Here is a 17,064-nt window from a genome sequence, read left to right as displayed (position 1 = left end):
CTTGCGTCGTAGACATTTTTTCTCGGGATGTGATTTATGTGGCTATCATGGGTGATTCATGTTTGGGGTGGATAAATTGAAAACTAAAAATATAGCTCCGTCTGGAAATATTCAATGCCTTTTATATGTGCCGTGGCGATTTGATATGCTGGGCGGTGTTGACGTTGTTGTAGATTATTTGTGGCGGGGGTTGAATTCATGTAAGGGGATGGGGGTCGCTATCGCAATGCAAAGCTGGACAAAGACTGGATTACAGTCGGATTTGGAAGGGAGGGTTTTTTTAAGTTTGAATATGCCCGAGCCGTTGGGCGAAAGTATGTTAATGAAGTTTCGCTACATTATGACCTTACTAAGGAGAATGCCAGAGTTAAATCGAAATTTAAGATTCCACGGGGTGGAAATTGTTAATGCCCACTCGCCAACACTGAATATTTTTCCGCTTGCCTTGTTGAAGAAGTTAAGAGTTTGGACCGGTGAAATATATCTTTCATTTCATGGGGCGGATGTTGAGGGGTTGAAAAATAATAAATGGTTATGGAGGTTTGTTGCATCTGAAACTAATGGCGTTTCGTCATGTTCCGAGATGTTGGCCAAAAATATATCGAAAGCAGGGGTTTTTAACGGTTTAGATGTTGAGGTGATTCATAACGGTATAGATTATGATAGGTTCTGTAAGTCGGAGCCGCTTGGCGATGAAGGCAGTAATATTGTTGGTCCGTATATTTTAAATGTTGGAAATTATATACCTAGGAAAGGGCAAGATGATTTGCTTTATGCATTTTCATTAATTCAAAAATCATGGCCCTGTTGTTCGTTGGTTTTTGCTGGTGGGCATGATAATGGTGTGTGGTTGAGGTCGCTAAAAGAAAAGTGCAAAGATTTGGGGCTTGGCGATTGTGTTTATTTTTTTGAGGACCAGTCACAGTCACAAATTGCTAATTTAATGCGTAATGCTGAAATGTTGGTCCATGTGGCAAGACATGAACCGTTTGGGTTGGTGATTATAGAGGCTGGTGCGACTGGATTGCCTGTAGTTGCAACAGAGGTCGGGGGTATACCTGAAATAATTAATGATGCGGATTTTGGGTTGCTTGTTCCTCCAGGGGATACTAGGGCGCTGGCTGATGCTATTGATAAACTTTTGAAATCCCCTGACTTAAGAAGAAGTTTAGGTGAGAACTTAAAGCGACGTGTAATTGAAGGGTTTTCAGTTAATAACATGGTTTCAAGATACAAGAAGTTTCTTGGCCTAAGTGACTGAGTGGTTTATCAATGTCTAATTACGGCGATGTCACTGTTTTGATCTCAACATTTAACCGTGCTCAATATCTGGGGGAGTGCATTGAAAGCCTGCTCGCACAAACTGTCCTTCCTAAGCAGATATTGATTGTCAACGATGGTTCAACGGACGCAACTCTTTCTGTGCTTGAGAAATATAAGGGTAAAGTCGAATTTTATAATCAGGAAAATGCGGGAAAGGCGGTAGCCTTGAATCGAGTTTTCAGTAAGGCGTCAGGGAAGTATGTCTGGATTTTTGATGATGATGATGTTGCCTTGCCGAATTTTATTGAAGCGCATTTGAGAGTTATGGAGTCTGGCGATTCTATTGATTTTACTTACTCTAATTATCTTAGGGGAGTGGATGGTGAAAATGGGGGAATTCAAGTTACAGGTGATGCTGGTATCCCCTGTGTGGACAACAATAATTTTTTGATAAGACTGCTTGAGGATTGTTTTTTAACAACGCAGGGGATGTTGATCCGAAAGGATCGAATACCAGGTGGGTATCTGTTCGATGAGCAGCTTGTACGTTCTCAGGATTATGATCTTTTTATAAGGTTGGCTCGTTTCAGGACGGGTTTTATGGTTGAGGGTCATTCCTATATAAGAAGATATCATGTAGGAGAGCGTGGTTCGATGTCGGATAGATTTGATATCAACGAAATCGAGATGAAATGGTATAAATATGAGAAAATTGTGGTTGAGAAGTTTGTAAAGGATGCCAAGCTTTGCGAGTATCTTCCTAAAGATAGATTTTATGGTGAAAATGAGTCGGGGTATTTCTATTTTGCGCTAGCTCAAAAGGCAGTTATTCTCGCTAGAAAAGGCCTGTGGGATGAGTTTATTTATACAGTAGATTGTCTAGGCGTTTTGGATAAAAAAAATATTGAAAATCAGCGAGATGCTGAGGATGTTTGCATCAAGGGGTTCGGTAAGCAGCTTTCTGTAAAGGAATTGTTAAATAATGATTTTTTGCTTCGAAGGGTGTGCGAGGCAATTGATAATGGTTTTTATGATGACGCTAGAAAGGCTTGGGCGCGTGGCCTATGGTATACATACAATAACGAGGTTGTGGTATTTACTTTTCGTGAAAAGCTTTTAGTATTTTATGTGTTATTGAGGCTGCTAGGGATTGCAGGTATGATGAGGCAGTTAAAAATATTTTAACAGACGCGTTAATATTTAATTTTGCTGCTTTGCAAATTCTTTGTGTCTGCAAGTTGTGGCGCTAATTTTCTGGATGATTAAAATGGATAAGGTGTTTTCTATAATTGTTACTTTTAATGGTGAAAAATGGATCCGTACGGCGATTTCTTCTCTTTTGATGGAGGGTGATTCAGGTGTGATCGTTGTGGATAACGGGTCTTCGGATTCAACCGTAGATATAATTAAAACTGAGTTTCCGCAGATTGATTTAATTTGTTTGAATAAGAATTTAGGTTTTGGCTGTGGAAATAATATTGGGATAGCTAGAGCAATATCCCTCGGTGCTGATTATGTTTTTTTGTTAAATCAGGATGCATTTGTGGCGCCAGGCGCACTTTCTGCGCTCTCTAATTATTTGTTGGAAAATTTAGAATATGATGTTGCTAGCCCAATACATTGTAGTCCTGATATTCATACGCTCGATAAAAAAACGTTGCGAAACTATGTTGTTCAATACGCGCCTGAATATATTTCTGATGCCTGCCTTGGCTCGATAAAAGATTCTTATTCGATAAGAGGCATAAATGCGGCTGCATGGATGGTGAGAGTTTCAGCATTTAAAAAGGTTGGTGGTTTTGACCCATTGTTTTTTATGTACGGCGAAGATGATGATCTGGTAAATAGGATGAACTATCACGGATGTCGCTTTGTTCTCTTGCCTTCAGCGAAGATTATTCACTTTAGAGAGTCATCGTCAGTTTTAAGAAAATCTTATTTTTTAGACTTGAAGTTGAGGGCTGAGAGAATTAAGTCAAATTTATTGATAGAATTGAAGCAGCCCGGGCTTGGGTATTTGTATATGGCAAAATATATTGTTGCTAAGTCTTTTTTTAAGCCGTTTTCAGATTTCATTCTTGACCTTAATGTTGGGGGGTTGTTTGCCCACTTGATTGCTTGTTTTATGTTGTTTGTTAAGATAAAGGTTATTCGAGATCATGGTAGGATTTGTGCCTTTGGTGGGCCTGTTTTTTTAGAGCATGGGCTGGGTATTCGATCATGAAAAAAAATATTTATATTCTAAGTGCTTCTGATAGGTTTAATTACGGTGATTTGCTTTTTCCAATTTTAGTTAAGGGTGAGCTTTCTCAGCGCGGAGATTATGATTTTTTAAATATTGCTACTGTTAAGTCTGATTTTTCGGAAGTTGGAGCGTTGCCGACCTATTCATTTCGATCGCTTTACAATAAAAAAAATGGTGGTATTTTGTTTATTGCTGGAGGGGAGGTTCTATGTGCTAATTGGAGTAGATTGCTTAGTTTTTTAGATGCTCGTTACTTTGAGGTTTATCAGCGATTTGATGGTTCTCCGTGGTTGGAGTTTTTGGCAATGCTGCTATGCGGGAAGGCGGCTAATCCCTTGCCGTTCGTTCCGAGTGATCCTGTTTTATCGGAAAAATATTCTGTTTTTTATAACGCTGTAGGTGGTGTGGGTGTTTCGGAAAGTCCGCTTCGGGACGTGGTTGAGAAAGCTCTAAGCGAAGCAGTTTATGTTTCGCTGAGAGAGGGTCGTACTTTCAAAGAAGTTTCTTCTGGCTTGGGTGTAAGTAAGGCAAGGCTATCCCCTGATAGCGCTATTCTTGTCTCTAATCATTATGCTTCATGTAAGAACTTTAGTGATGAGAGGTATGTGGTTTTTCAGGTGGGTAGATATAAGTTGGGGGCGAGTTTGCTTACTATTAAAAAGGAGTTGGAAGGTATATCTAGGTATTTTGGTTGTCCTGTTTATTTAATGCCTATTGGTAATTGTCCAGGCCATGAAGATAATGTGCCTTTGAAATGGCTGGTTGAAAATCTTAACTGTCCATCCAAGTATATAGAGCCATCATCGCTCAGTAGGATTGTTGAAGTTATATCTGGGGCGGAGTTATTTTTGGGGACCAGTTTACATGGGGTGATAACTGCGATGTCATTTAATGTCCCTTATGTTGGATTGAATCCAAGAGTGAGGAAGCTTGATGCATATTTGAAGGCTTGGGCGCCTGAGCCTTTATCTGAGGTTGTTGCTATTAATGATGCTTTAGAAATGGCCATCAAGGCTATGTCTATAGATAAGAATGAGTTGCTTGCCTCATCCAGTATGCAAAAGCGACTGGCTTCTGAGTCTTTTGATATTGTTCATCGCCTTATTCAGGATATTTGATTTTATGTTTTTATTAAATGTTTTTTTCTAGATGTAGTTGTTCCCAGTTTCCTTTTTCTTCTACGTTTCCTTTTTTTATTGAAAATATTTCGTCGCATGACTTTACTGTGGATAAGCGGTGTGCGACAAGTATGATTGTCTTACTTCCTGTTAGATTATGAATGGCTTCCATGACGGCATGCTCCGTGGCGTTATCCAACGCACTGGTTGCCTCGTCAAAAAAAAGCACTTCGGGGTCGCGGTAAAGCGCGCGGGCTATACCTATTCGTTGTCTTTGACCACCCGATAGTCTTACTCCTCTTTCACCGACAATGGTTTTGTATCCTTCAGGTAATTCATTAGCTACAAAGCCATGAAGGTTTGCCAATTTTGCGGCTCTCTCAACAGCAGCATGATCAATCTCTTCTTCGGGCACACCAAGTGCAATGTTGGCAGCTATGCTTTGGTCAGCCAGGAAGATGTGCTGTGGTACATAGCCGATTGAGCGCTGCCATTGGCGAATATTTTCTGCAGAGAGTCTTGTGTCATCGATGAAGACAGACCCCTTTTCCGGTGTGAGTAGTCCTAGTAATACATCCACGATCGTGCTTTTGCCTGATCCTGATGGGCCAATGAAGCCCACCGTGGTTTTTGCATTAATTTCAATGCTGGTATTTTTTATTGCAGGAGATTTTCCTTCGGGGTAGGTGAAGGTTATATTCTCCAGTTTGATTGATCGTTTTGGGTGTATCTTTTCGCTATCGCTGTGTTGATGGAATTTTTCTGACAGCTCGCTGTTTAAATCTTTTAATACGTTGTCTACGGCTGGTATGTTGTAGCGCAGCGCGGAAAATGTGGTAAATATTTTCTGGAAGGCCGGAATGATTTGGCGTCCCGCCAATGCATATACACCTATGACGGGTAGTGCGTCGGCGATCCCCCTTTCTCCTGATGCCATGAAAATGACCAAGACCAATATACCGCCAAAGGCAAAGGCTTCAATCCCATATTGTGGTATGTCAGCGATTAGTGTCGAATTGGCTTCATGCTTTGCAAGTCTCTTTGAAGGTTTTCTGTAGCGTTCTAGATAATCAGCTTCCCTGCCTAATAATCTGATCTCCTTGGCGCCGGTGAAGGCTTCAGCTGTTGCTGTATATCTCTCTTTGTTTGCATTGACACGGTCCTTGCCGATATTGATTAGCCAGGTTCTTGCTAATATATAAATTATTCCGTAAATGCCGCCGACTAATAGTGCAATCAAGATGGAGAGAAAAGGATTGATAGCTATGAGTAATGCAATCACAAATGCAGCAAGTATGATCTGGCTCAGTAGCCTCATCGCCGGCATCAGGGCTCCATTGATTGCTTGGCTTGTTTCGTGAAGAACTGTTTTGGCGAGATCGCTGGAGTTTCTGGTTAAAAAGAATGTGTAGGGACGTTGTAGATATTCATGCATCAGTCGTCTTGAAAGTTCATACTGCTGCATGTTGGAGAACTTCACAATGGCCCAGAATGTGACGGCCTGCAGGATAGTTCCAGCGACAAAAAGGGTGAATGCAGTCAGGCCAAGGAAGTACAGGAATGATTGAGCGGATGAGAAGTTTAGGTGAATATAGGCAGTATTCAGAAGCTGGTTTTTATCTATTATTTCCGGATCTGAAAGTACACTGAGAAACGGCATTATGGAGGCTACGCCGACCGTTTGCATAAGAGCGGTCAACACCATGAGTGCGGTCAGGAATAGCACTTTTTTTCGATCTTTAGGGTTGACTAGAGCGCGAATTTTTTCAAATGTGCTTAACATGTCTGGGTAGGGTTCCTGTTCTGCCTTTGCTTTTTATCGGGGGATGCAATGAAATTCTTGAAACAGAATGTCGTGTGGTGGAAGCAGCGGCTGATCAAGCAGTTCATGAGTTATGACAGTCCTGCGCTCAGCACCCATTTTGCAAGCCTTGATATCTGCTCTGGAGATGGCCTGATGGTTCATGCATCCTGGCGTCCGGGCAATGGCTTTCTGGGCAGGCCGTCGGATATGGTCACCACTCTGAAGGATCTGGTCGGACACCAAGGTTTGCTCATCATGCCTTCCCTGACCTATCAAAACGAGAGTTCCAGGGAGTTTCTTGCCCGCGGTGTGCCCATGGATGTCCGACGCAGCCCTTCCCAGATGGGGCTGTTGTCCGAAGTGTTTCGTCGAGGCAAGGGTGTGCGCAGGAGCCTGAGTCCAACACACCCTCTGCTGGCATGGGGGCATCGGGCTGAAGAATTTCTGGTGGGTCATGACGAGGCCCTGGTCCCTTTCGGGCCGCAATCGCCCTTTGGCCGTCTGCTGGAGTGGAACGGCAAGATCCTCACCATTGATGCCCCTTTTTCCACCGTGACCTTTACCCATTTCCTTGAAGATCGGATTGCGCAGACGCTACCGGTTCCATTGTACGAGCCTGAACCCATGGAAGGAACGGTGATTGATTACGAGGGTGTGGCTCGCAAGGTGCCTGTCAAGGTGCTCAGCGCCACTGCCAATCGCCTGCGTCGGGATGACCTTCTGGAGGCAGAACTGCTCAAGGAGGGGGTGTTGAAGCGCCGACGGGTGGGCAATACCCGGCTTGGCCTGCTGGATTGCCGGGCCATGACGGAGGTGGTGGACCATCTGGTGGCTTCCGGACGGCATTTTTTCGATTCACCGCAATGATTCCGCAGTTTTTTTTGCGCTGCTTCCCTCGGGGCAGCACAATAACCGGTTTCCAGGGCGCCTCTTGAGCCCGTCAACTACCCCCGACTGAAGTCGGGGGCTTGTGAGAGCAAGCCGGGTTGACCAGGGAGAGCGGTGAAAGTCCGCTACGTTTGCAACAGGTCGTCAAGACCCACCGGCGGATGCTTCCTCAGTCCGCCGCTCTGGAAGGCTGGGATCATGCTGGCGAAAGGTAAAGCGCCGAAGGTTCCAGCCGCCGCACAAGCGGGAGCCGGTTGCAGACATTCCCGAGGGGAGATGGGGCGTAAGCCCCACGTCACTGGACCCGTAAGGGTTCTGTTTTGGGAGGTTTGAGATGGCGGTTTTGGTACTGGACAAGAGGAAAAAGCCCCTGATGCCCTGCTCGGAGAAGCGGGCACGGTTGCTGCTGGAGCGGGGCCGGGCCGTGGTCCACCGGATGCGTCCGTTCACCATCCGGCTCAAGGATCGCACGGTGGAAGAATCCGTGCTGCAACCCATCCAGATCAAGATTGACCCCGGCAGCAAGACCACCGGAGTCACGGTGATTCGGGAGGATGATTCTGATCCAGAGCATCAGCAGGTAGTGATGCTGATGGAGATCGAGCATCGGGGCCAACAGATCCGTGAAAATTTGACCCAGCGCCGTGCCTTTCGTCGGCGGCGCAGGGGACAGTTGCGCCACCGGGCGTCCCGGTTCAACAACCGGACTCGGCCACGGGGCTGGCTGGCCCCCAGCCTGCAACATCGGGTCGATACCACGATGGCCTGGGTGAACCGATTGTGCCGACTGGCCCCAGTGACGGGGATCATCATGGAGCGGGTCCGGTTTGATATGCAGACGATGGAAAATCCAGAAATCAGCGGCGTTGAATACCAACAGGGGACATTGCACGGTTATGAGGTCAGGGAATATCTGCTGGAGAAGTGGCAACGGTGCTGTGCCTATTGCGGCGCCAGGAACGTGCCCTTGGAGATCGACCATATTCACCCCCAAAGCCGGGGCGGCTCGGACCGGGTCAGCAATCTGACCCTGGCTTGTCGTGACTGCAATCAGGCCAAGGGGAATCAGCCCGTGGAAGTGTTTCTGGCCGATGATCCCAAGCGCCTGCAACGGATCAAGGCCCAGGCCAAGGCCCCCCTCAAGGATGCCGCCGCCGTCAACAGCACCCGCTGGGCACTGTTCCGACAGCTTCAGGCCACGGGCCTGCCGGTGATCACCAGTAGCGGTGGCCGCACCAAATACAATCGACAGCGATTGGGCATTCCCAAGACCCATGCCCTGGATGCGGCCTGTGTCGGGCCAGTCACTGCCATCACCCACTGGAACGTGCCCACATTGACGGTGCGGGCCACGGGCCGGGGCAGTTATCAGCGCACCCGGCTCAACCGCTTTGGCTTTCCCCGTGGCTACCTGATGCGGCAAAAACAGGTAAAAGGCTTTCAGACCGGGGATCTGGTGCAGGCCAACGTACCGACCGGTAAAAAGGCCGGCACCTATCAGGGCCGGGTGGCCATTCGCGCCACCGGCAGTTTTAATATCCAGACCCGAGAGGGTGTGGTTCAGGGGATTTCACACCGCCATTGCCGCCTGCTACAAAGAGCTGATGGCTATGGCTATGCCTTGCAACCCAAACCGACACAGGAGGACGCGACCAGGGCCGCGTGATCGTGCTGCGCACGATGCGCTATCCCTCCCCGCCCTGAAGGACGGGGTTTCTCGCGCAAAATGATGAACCGGTAACGCATCGGTGCCGCCGGTGCCCCAGACAAGCCAGGGTGTGGATATGGCGATTACGGATACATTGCGTCAATACGGCCGTGTGATGGGAGACAGGCTGGGCATGGGGCTGCATGCCCCGGGAGAGATTCGGGATCACCTGCGGGGGGCAATGGATTGGCTCAAGCGCGCCCAGGATGCGACGCCCGATGCCGGTGTGGCCCAGACCTGGTTGGTGCGCTCCCGCCGCTGGGCGCCGTCCTACCCCGAGACCACGGGCTACATCCTGCCCACTTTCTACCGCTTTGCTCACTTGACCGGGGATATGGATGCCCGCGGCCGTGCCCGGGCCATGGCCGACTGGGAATGCGAGATCCAGTTGCCGGAAGGCGGTGTGCTGGCCGGTGCACTGGGCAGTTCGGATCAACCCACCATCTTCAACACCGGCCAGGTGCTGTTTGGCTGGGTGCGGGCATTTGAGGAGGAAGGCGAGGAACGCTATCGGGAGGCGGCCCTCAAGGCGGCTGCCTGGCTTTGCGATGTACAGGATGAGGACGGCTGCTGGCGGCGTTTCGGGTCGCCGTTCACGACCACGTCCATGAATACCTATAACACTCGCTCGGCCTGGGGCCTGGCCCGGGTCCATCGCATCACTCAGGAACCGCGTTTTCTGGCGGCGGCGGTGCGCAATCTGGAATGGGCGCTGTCCCAGCGCCATGACAATGGCTGGTTACCCCACAACTGCCTGCAGGACGACGCCCAACCCTTCCTGCATACCATTGCCTATGCCATGCGCGGATTCCTGGAAGTGGGGGCCTACGCACAGCGCGAGGATTTCCTGCACCAGGCCGTTACCATGGGGAACGCGGTGCTGGCCTCCTTGCCGCCGGATGGCTTTTTACCAGGACGATACGATGCCCGCTGGCAACCGACGGTGACCTGGTCCTGCCTGACGGGCAATGCCCAGATCGCCATCAACTGGGGGCGCCTGCACCAACTCACCGGCGAGGAGCGGTTCCGGGAGGCGGTCAGCCGGGTGAATGGCTTTACCCGTCGGACTCAGCGCCTTCACGGCGGCATCCCGGATGAGCGCGGTGGGATCAAGGGCTCCCATCCCATCAATGGTGGCTACCATCCCTGGCAGTATCCCAACTGGGCCGCGAAGTTCTTTGCCGATGCCTTGATGATGGAAGAATCCATCCTGGCCGGTTCTGGACGTCCCGCCATACTGTCCACCGACGCCGACTGGTCCTGAGCCCATGGAATCCGTGCACTGGGCCCGGGGCCGACCGGTCAATCTGATTCCCAAGCGCCCCGCGACGATCCTGTATCTGGAGACCGGCGTGGGGTTCGGCGGGGCGGTGATCAGCCTGCGTACCTGTCTGGAACACCTGGACGAGGCCTGTTTCCGTTCCGTGGTGGTGCGTTCCCTGGATGATCCCAAGTTTGCCTCTTTCCCTCCGGCGGTGAAGACGATCCATCTACCGCGACGGCACCACGGGGGGAATGGTCGCAGCTGTCCCATCTGGCAACGGCTGGATGCGGAGATATTCCGCTATGCCCACCACCTGGCCCGTATTGCCCGCACCGAGCGGGCGGATCTCATTTATCTGAATAATGATTTCATCGCCAACATGGCCGGTGTGATAGCGGGCCGTCTGGCCGGATGCCCGGTGGTGCTCCACGAACGCAATATTCCCAGCCCGGATTCCCGGCTGGCGGTGTTTCTCACCCGCTGGATCAGCCGTTTCCTGGCCATTTCCGGTCCTGTCCGTCAGGGGTTGCTGGATCTGGGCGTGGCGCCCGAACGAATCACCATGGTGCCTGAGGGGCTGGATCTGGCCCGCTATGCCGCCAGGGATGCCGCTCAGGTGAAGGCTCTGCGGGAGCGGTTGGGCGTGGGGCCGGAAGATCCGATGGTGGTGATGGCCGGCATGATCATGGACTGGAAGGGACAGCATGTGCTGATCCAGGCTGTGCCCAGTGTCCTGGCCGTCCATCCCCGCGCCCGTTTCGTCCTGATCGGTGAAGCGCCTCCCGGGCGCGATGACTATCTACGCGCCTTGCAGCAGCAGGTGAACGAGATGGGCCTGGCGGACGCCGTGCATTTTGCCGGGTATCAGGATGATGTGCCGCTGTTCATGCAGGCCGCGGATGCGGTGGTGCATGGATCGATATCGCCGGAGCCGTTCGGTCGGGTGGTGATCGAGGCCATGGCCATGGGCACGCCGATCCTGGCCACGGACATCGGCGCGCCGCCGGAGATCATTCGTGACGGTGAAACCGGTTTCCTGGTGGCGCCCGGTCAGCCCATGGCCCTAGCGGAGGTACTCAACCGGGTACTGGGCGATACCGACCTGCGGACCCGGATGGGACGGGCGGCCATGGAGGAAGTGGCGCGCAAGTATTCGGTTCAGCGCCATGCGGGTCTGATCCAGGCCGTGTTCGATGAATTGCTGACACCGGATTTTTCCTTGAATCTTTATTTGGGGTGAGTGTGCTCATGACTGCCAGGCCGAGTCGCCGGGTGTTGATCGTGGCGGTGGAGTTTCCGCCGGTGAAGGGAATCGGCCGGTTGCGGCCACTCAAGTTCTGCCAGCATCTGCAGGCGCTGGGGTGGGAGACGGCCGTGTTGACCCTGACGGAAGGGGACATGCAGCCGGTGGACCGGACCACCCTGGATGAAATTCCCGATGGCACCCGGGTGTTTCGAGTGCCGTTGCCCCGCCCCCGGGAGCGTCTGGTGCTGGCCGTCAAGCGTTTGCTGGGGCGTGGCCGACCGGTGGATGCGGAGGCGACCGGGGCGGTGCCGGGGAACGAGTCTGTGCCGGGGCCGGTCACCCATGCGGCGTCGGCTTCCGGGCTGATCTCCTCCGTCAAGCGAGGGGTTGCCTGGATGGATCGTTTTATCCATCGGCATGTGCAGATCCCCGATGATCTGGTGCTGTGGTGGCCGCCGGCGGTCCGGCAGGGTGTCAGGATCGTGGATGAGTTTCGGCCCGACGTGATCCTGGCCACGGCCCCTCACTTCACGTCCTTGATTGTGGGGGCACATCTGTCCCGGCGGACGGGAGTGCCCTGGGTGGCGGATTACCGGGACCTGTGGACCGGGGATGTGTTGCGGGCCTGGGTGCCTGCCTGGCGCCAACGGCTGGAACTGGCCCTGGAGCGGCGGGTGGTGTCCACGGCGGGGGCGGTGGTGACGGTGTCCGGCCCCAAGACCGAGGTGATGCGCGGTCGTCTGCCCCGATTGCCGGATGAGGCCCTGGTGACCATCACCAATGGGTATGATCCGGAGGAGTTCGAGGGGGTAGAGCCGGAAGGGCAGACGCCAGGTGTGTTGCGCATCGTCTATGCCGGGCGTTTGTTCAAGAACCGGCGGGGCTATGAATTGCTGGAAGCGGCCGGGGGACTGTTGTGGGAGCGGCCCGATCTGGCGGGACGTTTCCGGTTTGAATATTACGGCGGGCGGGCGCCGGAGATCGTGGCGCGCATGGATGAACTGGTGACGCGGCATGGGCTGGAGCCGGTGTTCCGGTTCTTTCCCGATGTCCCTTACCGTCGCTCCAAGGCTCTGCAGAAAGGGGCGGATGTGTTGCTGCTGATCGTGGATGGGGGCGAAACCACTTCAGGGGTCATCCCCGGCAAGTTGTTCGAGTATATCGCCGCCGGGCGACCCATCCTGTGCGTGGCCGAGGAAGGCGCCACCCCGGAGATCATCCGCCGGGGGCGACTGGGATGGGTGGAGCGCCCGGGGGATGTGGCGGGCATCCAGGCACGTCTGGCCCGGATACTGGATGCCGAAGACGGGGTGTTTGATCCGGACCAGGACTATGTGCGGGGATTTGAGCGGCGCCATCTGGTGACGCGTCTGGCGCGGGTGCTGGAACAGGTGGCGGCCGGCGGACCTCGTTGATGGATGCCCCAATGGGCCGGGTGCGGGTCTTCGAGAGTCTGGCGGCCCTGCCCGAGGCGTGCCGGGCATTGTTCGAGCAGGCTGAGTGCCGTCATCCCTTCTGTACCTGGGCATGGTTTGAGTGCCTGATCGCCCATGGACTCAATCCCGATGAGGCGCCCCGCTTCCCGGTGGCCTTCGATGCCGGAGGGCAGCCTGTCTGCGTGTTGCCGTGCCTGGTGTCCCGGGCGCGGCCACGGCGCTGGCGGGCGTTACAGAATTACTATGCCCCCATGTATGGGCCGGTGATGGCGGCGGGATCACGGGGCGAAGAGGGCTTGCGGGCGATTGTCCGTCATCTGCGTTCGACGCCCGGGCTGTGTGATGGGCTGGATCTGGGACCCCTGTGCCTCCAGGGGCCGATGATGGGGCGGGTGGAGCAGGCGTTACGGGACGAGGGTTTCTTCGTGAAGCCCTATTTTCGTTTCGGCAATCGGTATCTTCCCACCATGGGCATGGACTGGGTTGCCTATCTGGCCGACCGGCCCGGGCACCTGCGCAGCACCCTGCAGCGCAAGGGGCGGCGGCTTCGGCGTCTGCATGGGGTGGCGTTTCATCTGTACCGGCAGGTGGATGACGTGCCGGTGGCGGTTGCCGCCTACGAGTCCGTGTATGCCGTGAGTTGGAAGCGGCCGGAACCTTTCCCCGATTTCATGCCGGGCTTGATCCACATGGCCGCGCGGACGGGCATGCTGCGCCTGGGGGTGTTGACGGTGGAGGAGGCCCCGGTGGCTGTTCAGCTCTGGCTGCGTCATCAGGGGCGTGCCCATATCTACAAGCTGGCCCATGATCCGCGCTTTGAGGCCTTTTCCCCCGGTACTCTGCTGACGGCGCTCATGATGGAGCGCATGCTGGATGATGAACGGGTGAGTGAAGTGGATTTTCTGACCGGGGATGACCCTTACAAAGCGGACTGGATGCCCCACCGCCGGGAGCAGTGGGGCATCCTGGCCCTGAATGTGCGTACCTGGCGGGGTGCCTTGCTGATGCTCAGGGAGCTTGTCGCGACATGGGGCGGTCGGTTGTTGCGGCGTGGCTGGCCTGGACGTTTTCCGGCGTCCTGACGAAATCCCTGGGCGCGGGCGATGAGGATTCGTGGCCCGGGTTTTCGGTGCCAACCTGTTGCGGGGCCGGCGCCTCCACGGTGTCCAGTTCCCGGCGCAGGATGATGGTGATGGCCACCATGGCGAACATCAGGTCGAAGTAGGCACGGTCCAGGAAGGCGCCAGCTACCAGGTATCCGAACAATCCTACCTGCATGGCCCAGGCAAACTGGCCCATCCACTCCTTGCCGGGGATATGCCGGGATTGCCTGCGTATCCGGTTCAGGGTGAGCAGGGTGAATAGGATCATGGTCATGAAGACCGCGAATCCCCCGAATCCGTGGTGCCCGATAACCTGGAAATACAGGCTATGGGCCACGCGGGCGGTGTTGGGGTGCCATGGTCCTTCAAAATTGGCGTAGCTCATCCAGACGCTGTTGGGGATATAGACGTTGTTGAAGCCGGCGCCCAGCAGAGGCCGCTCCACCGCCATGTTCCAGTTGACGCCCCAGGCCTGGACCCGCTGCATGGCGGAATGGTCTTCTTCATAGGTCTGGATGGTCTGCCAGCGGCTGACGAGCCGCTCGGGCAGGGTCACGCCGATGACGGTGACGGCCAGGACCGCTGCCAGGATCAGGCTGCCCTTTCTTCTCATCTTGAGGAACATGAACGGGGCGATGGCCAGGAGGCCCAGCAGGGCACCCCGGGAGTAGGTGAAGATGATGGCGGCCGCCGTCAGCCAGAATACGCTGTAGGCGGCATAGCCGGCGATCTTGGGGGAGCGGGACAGGATGCCCAGATCCACCCAGTTTTCCCGGAACATGCGGGCGATGATCAGCAGCATGGGCAGCACCATGATCATCGCCAGACCCAGGTCCGTGTTGCCCGCGATGAAGCTTCTCTGTGGCCCCAATACCATGTGGGCCCCTCCGGTAAGTATGGAAAATAATCCTCCCTTGAAGCCGTAGAATGCAATGGAGCCGGCCACCACCAGGATCAGCAGCAGGGTGCGGGTCCGGCCGTAGATCAGCATGGGCGTGACAAAGGTCATGAGTAAGATCTTCATCACCGTGTCCCATTGGACCCAGGCCATGTGGCTCCAGGCGAAGTAGGTGGTCACGGTGATGTAGCCGGTGAAGATCAGCAGGACGACGATCTCGCGGGTGAAGGGCAGGGGTTTGCGGTCCCTGGTGATCACCAGGGCCGCGAGGGTGACCACCCCCACCATCATGGCCACCGGCATGTCGGTGATGAAGGTCCAGCCCAGTCGGTGGGGGTTCATGATCCCGATCCAGTACCACATGAGTACCCCGATCCAGGGCATGAACAGGATGAAGGGCAAGGACCCGCCGATGATGATGAGTATCAGTATGTCGCGCATGGCTATGTCGGAGTCATGGGGGCGGGAGCGTTTCGGGTGGCTCGGACAGGTTGTCCAGCCATGATGCCAGAGTTTGGGTGAGTTGACGCCGGGAATACCGACGAATGACCTCCGAATCCGGGCCGGTAGGGATTCCGGCATCCATATCCTTCAGCAGGGTCAGGAGTGTCGGGGCAATCTGCTCGGGCCGGTCCAGGGGAGCCAGGTGCCGGCAGCCCATGTTTTTCAGGGTCCGGGCGGTGTCGCCTGCCGGGTCCGTCAGCCCCAGCAGCGGGCGCCTGGCCCGGAGGTATTCATAGAGTTTGGCCGGTATCTGCTGGTTGCAGTTGGCCGCCTGCAGGATGAGCAGACCGTCGGCCCGCAGCATTTCTTCCAGGGCCTCCCGGTAGGGCAGTGGGGGTGCCAGTTCCACCAGGGGTTGCAGTTGGTAACGGTCGATCAGTGTTCGCAGGTGGTCGCCGTTATGGTGAGCCCGCAGACGCAGGATGAATCGGTCCGGGTGGATGAGGTCCTGTTGGCGGAGGGTCTGCAACGCCTGGAACAGGTGGGTGGGGTCGCGCTCGTTGCGGTAGACGATGCCGCTGTGCAGGAGGGTGATTCGGCCGGGGTGCAGGGGTCCTTTGGCGGCGGCCTGTTCATCGAGTCCGGCGAAGTTTTCTTCGGCGTAGCCGTTTTCGATCAGTTTGAATGGTTCACCCGGGTAACGGGGGTAGCGATCCCGGTAGAAGTCCAGGGCGCCCGGCGTGGTGAAGCTGACGCCGGCGGCGGCACTGAATACCTGTTCTTCGATGCGCTTGAAGGCGGCCCAGGTGGCGGGATCTTCGGGGTAACCCTCGTGGGCCATGGGGTCCCGGAAGTCGGCGATCCAGGGCAGGCCGCTGGCCCGGTGCAGCCGGTAGCCGATGGCATGGGCGGTGGCGATGGGATAGGTACTCCAAATGATCCGGGGGCGATAGGTCCGAATGAGTTGTCGGCCGCGATGGAGGGCGGCGGGAAGCCAACTGATCCAGCGATCCGGACGGGCCAGGCAGGCAGGATAGCGTCCCGCCAGGGCGAAATGTCGAGCGCTGTCGAAGGCTTGGGCTCGGATGACCGGGACGTGTGCGGGGATGTCACGGAGCAGGTCGGGGCTGGTGTTCGGGTAGGCGCGAGGATGGACGGTGAGCACGATGGGTTCCCAGCCGAACTCGGGCAGGTGACGCACGAACTGCAGGGTTCTCTGGATGCCGCTACTGCCCGTCAGGGGCGGGAAGTGATAGGCAATCATGAGGATGCGCCGGGATGGGTGCGGTCTGGCCACGGGTTGGGTTTCCGGGGGGCTGAGCAGGGCCTTGGCTATGTTAGCATTCCTTTTTGTTGTTGATCCTGACTCTAGACCATGGAGCGTTGTCCTTGGATACCCAGAAAGAAGTCCTGGCGGTGATTGATGAAGTGCTCAGTCTTGGTGGACGGGCGATGACCTTCGACGCGGATAGCCGGTTGTTGGGGGCATTGCCGGAGTTTGATTCCATGGCGGTGGTGAATCTGATCAATGGACTGGAGACGCGCTTCGATTTTTTCATTACCGATGATGAAATCGAGGGAGAGACCTTTGAGACGGTTGGTTCTTTGGTGAACTTTGTCGAGGCAAAACTCGCGGATTCCGCTTGA

General features: G+C 54.6%; 14 protein-coding genes. 11 read left to right on the top strand and 3 right to left on the bottom strand.

Annotation, left to right across the window (positions count from 1 at the left end):
* The first annotated feature begins 58 nt into the window (after positions 1–58).
* From ACLF6L_RS13045 to ACLF6L_RS13030, 4 genes are all read left to right on the top strand, one after another.
* Positions 59–1,261, top strand: coding sequence for a glycosyltransferase family 4 protein (locus ACLF6L_RS13045; RefSeq protein WP_412851823.1), 1,203 nt, complete (start codon positions 59–61; stop codon positions 1,259–1,261).
* Between the two features lie 11 nt (positions 1,262–1,272).
* Complete coding sequence (locus ACLF6L_RS13040; RefSeq protein ID WP_412851822.1) at positions 1,273–2,448, top strand: glycosyltransferase family 2 protein; 1,176 nt, start codon at positions 1,273–1,275, stop codon at positions 2,446–2,448.
* An 82-nt stretch (positions 2,449–2,530) separates the two neighbouring features.
* The gene (locus tag ACLF6L_RS13035; protein ID WP_412851821.1) at positions 2,531–3,487 is read left to right on the top strand and encodes a glycosyltransferase family 2 protein; all 957 of its coding nucleotides are present in this window, start codon (positions 2,531–2,533) and stop codon (positions 3,485–3,487) included.
* A complete protein-coding gene (locus tag ACLF6L_RS13030) occupies positions 3,484–4,626 on the top strand; it encodes a polysaccharide pyruvyl transferase family protein (protein WP_412851820.1) in 1,143 nt (380 codons plus the stop codon). The genes ACLF6L_RS13035 and ACLF6L_RS13030 overlap by 4 nt, the downstream gene beginning before the upstream one ends.
* A 13-nt stretch (positions 4,627–4,639) precedes the next feature.
* Here the strand turns inward: ACLF6L_RS13030 and ACLF6L_RS13025 are convergent, their stop codons facing one another.
* Complete coding sequence (locus ACLF6L_RS13025; RefSeq protein WP_412851819.1) at positions 4,640–6,409, bottom strand: ABC transporter ATP-binding protein; 1,770 nt, start codon at positions 6,407–6,409, stop codon at positions 4,640–4,642.
* A 174-nt stretch (positions 6,410–6,583) separates the two neighbouring features.
* Here ACLF6L_RS13025 and ACLF6L_RS13020 point away from each other — a divergent pair, with 174 nt between their 5' ends.
* The 6 genes from ACLF6L_RS13020 (at position 6,584) to ACLF6L_RS12995 (ending at position 14,054) form a co-directional block, all read left to right on the top strand.
* Positions 6,584–7,297, top strand: a complete 714-nt coding sequence (locus ACLF6L_RS13020) for an AAC(3) family N-acetyltransferase (RefSeq protein ID WP_412851818.1) — start codon at positions 6,584–6,586, stop codon at positions 7,295–7,297.
* A gap of 355 nt (positions 7,298–7,652) precedes the next feature.
* Positions 7,653–8,984 carry an RNA-guided endonuclease IscB gene (iscB, locus tag ACLF6L_RS13015; protein ID WP_412851817.1) on the top strand — a complete coding sequence of 444 codons (1,332 nt, stop codon included), beginning with the start codon at positions 7,653–7,655 and terminating at the stop codon, positions 8,982–8,984.
* 118 nt (positions 8,985–9,102) lie between these two features.
* Positions 9,103–10,290: a hypothetical protein gene (locus tag ACLF6L_RS13010; RefSeq protein WP_238616180.1), complete on the top strand. Its 1,188-nt coding sequence runs from the start codon at positions 9,103–9,105 to the stop codon at positions 10,288–10,290.
* Positions 10,291–10,294: 4 nt separating this feature from the next.
* On the top strand, positions 10,295–11,530 hold the full coding sequence (locus ACLF6L_RS13005) for a glycosyltransferase family 4 protein (protein WP_412851816.1): 1,236 nt from the start codon (positions 10,295–10,297) through the stop codon (positions 11,528–11,530).
* Positions 11,531–11,538: 8 nt separating this feature from the next.
* On the top strand, positions 11,539–12,951 hold the full coding sequence (locus ACLF6L_RS13000; protein WP_412851815.1) for a glycosyltransferase: 1,413 nt from the start codon (positions 11,539–11,541) through the stop codon (positions 12,949–12,951).
* Positions 12,951–14,054 (top strand): GNAT family N-acetyltransferase, encoded by a 1,104-nt coding sequence (locus tag ACLF6L_RS12995; protein WP_412851814.1) that lies wholly within the window; start codon positions 12,951–12,953, stop codon positions 14,052–14,054. The genes ACLF6L_RS13000 and ACLF6L_RS12995 overlap by 1 nt, the downstream gene beginning before the upstream one ends.
* Here ACLF6L_RS12995 and ACLF6L_RS12990 read toward each other — a convergent pair.
* Complete coding sequence (locus tag ACLF6L_RS12990; protein WP_412851813.1) at positions 13,981–15,414, bottom strand: putative O-glycosylation ligase, exosortase A system-associated; 1,434 nt, start codon at positions 15,412–15,414, stop codon at positions 13,981–13,983. The two genes, ACLF6L_RS12995 and ACLF6L_RS12990, sit on opposite strands and share 74 nt — an antisense overlap.
* A gap of 13 nt (positions 15,415–15,427) precedes the next feature.
* Complete coding sequence (locus tag ACLF6L_RS12985; RefSeq protein WP_412851812.1) at positions 15,428–16,714, bottom strand: glycosyltransferase; 1,287 nt, start codon at positions 16,712–16,714, stop codon at positions 15,428–15,430.
* A 92-nt stretch (positions 16,715–16,806) separates the two neighbouring features.
* Between ACLF6L_RS12985 and ACLF6L_RS12980 the strand changes: the two genes are divergently transcribed.
* The gene (locus ACLF6L_RS12980) at positions 16,807–17,064 is read left to right on the top strand and encodes an acyl carrier protein (protein ID WP_238616174.1); all 258 of its coding nucleotides are present in this window, start codon (positions 16,807–16,809) and stop codon (positions 17,062–17,064) included.

Source organism: Ectothiorhodospira shaposhnikovii (genome assembly GCF_047222355.1).
In the GTDB taxonomy this organism is placed as follows: Bacteria; Pseudomonadota; Gammaproteobacteria; order Ectothiorhodospirales; family Ectothiorhodospiraceae; genus Ectothiorhodospira.
This window is presented reverse-complemented; position numbering and strand designations above follow the sequence as displayed.

Coding starts and splice junctions, on each gene's coding strand:
- ACLF6L_RS13040 (WP_412851822.1), top strand. CDS start 1,273: ATGTCTAATTACGGCGATGTCACTGTTTTGATCTCAACATTTAACCGT.
- ACLF6L_RS13035 (WP_412851821.1), top strand. CDS start 2,531: ATGGATAAGGTGTTTTCTATAATTGTTACTTTTAATGGTGAAAAATGG.
- ACLF6L_RS13000 (WP_412851815.1), top strand. CDS start 11,539: ATGACTGCCAGGCCGAGTCGCCGGGTGTTGATCGTGGCGGTGGAGTTT.
- ACLF6L_RS12990 (WP_412851813.1), bottom strand. CDS start 15,414: ATGCGCGACATACTGATACTCATCATCATCGGCGGGTCCTTGCCCTTC.
- ACLF6L_RS13010 (WP_238616180.1), top strand. CDS start 9,103: ATGGCGATTACGGATACATTGCGTCAATACGGCCGTGTGATGGGAGAC.
- ACLF6L_RS13005 (WP_412851816.1), top strand. CDS start 10,295: ATGGAATCCGTGCACTGGGCCCGGGGCCGACCGGTCAATCTGATTCCC.
- iscB (WP_412851817.1), top strand. CDS start 7,653: ATGGCGGTTTTGGTACTGGACAAGAGGAAAAAGCCCCTGATGCCCTGC.
- ACLF6L_RS13045 (WP_412851823.1), top strand. CDS start 59: ATGTTTGGGGTGGATAAATTGAAAACTAAAAATATAGCTCCGTCTGGA.
- ACLF6L_RS13020 (WP_412851818.1), top strand. CDS start 6,584: ATGGTTCATGCATCCTGGCGTCCGGGCAATGGCTTTCTGGGCAGGCCG.
- ACLF6L_RS13025 (WP_412851819.1), bottom strand. CDS start 6,409: ATGTTAAGCACATTTGAAAAAATTCGCGCTCTAGTCAACCCTAAAGAT.
- ACLF6L_RS12995 (WP_412851814.1), top strand. CDS start 12,951: ATGGATGCCCCAATGGGCCGGGTGCGGGTCTTCGAGAGTCTGGCGGCC.
- ACLF6L_RS13030 (WP_412851820.1), top strand. CDS start 3,484: ATGAAAAAAAATATTTATATTCTAAGTGCTTCTGATAGGTTTAATTAC.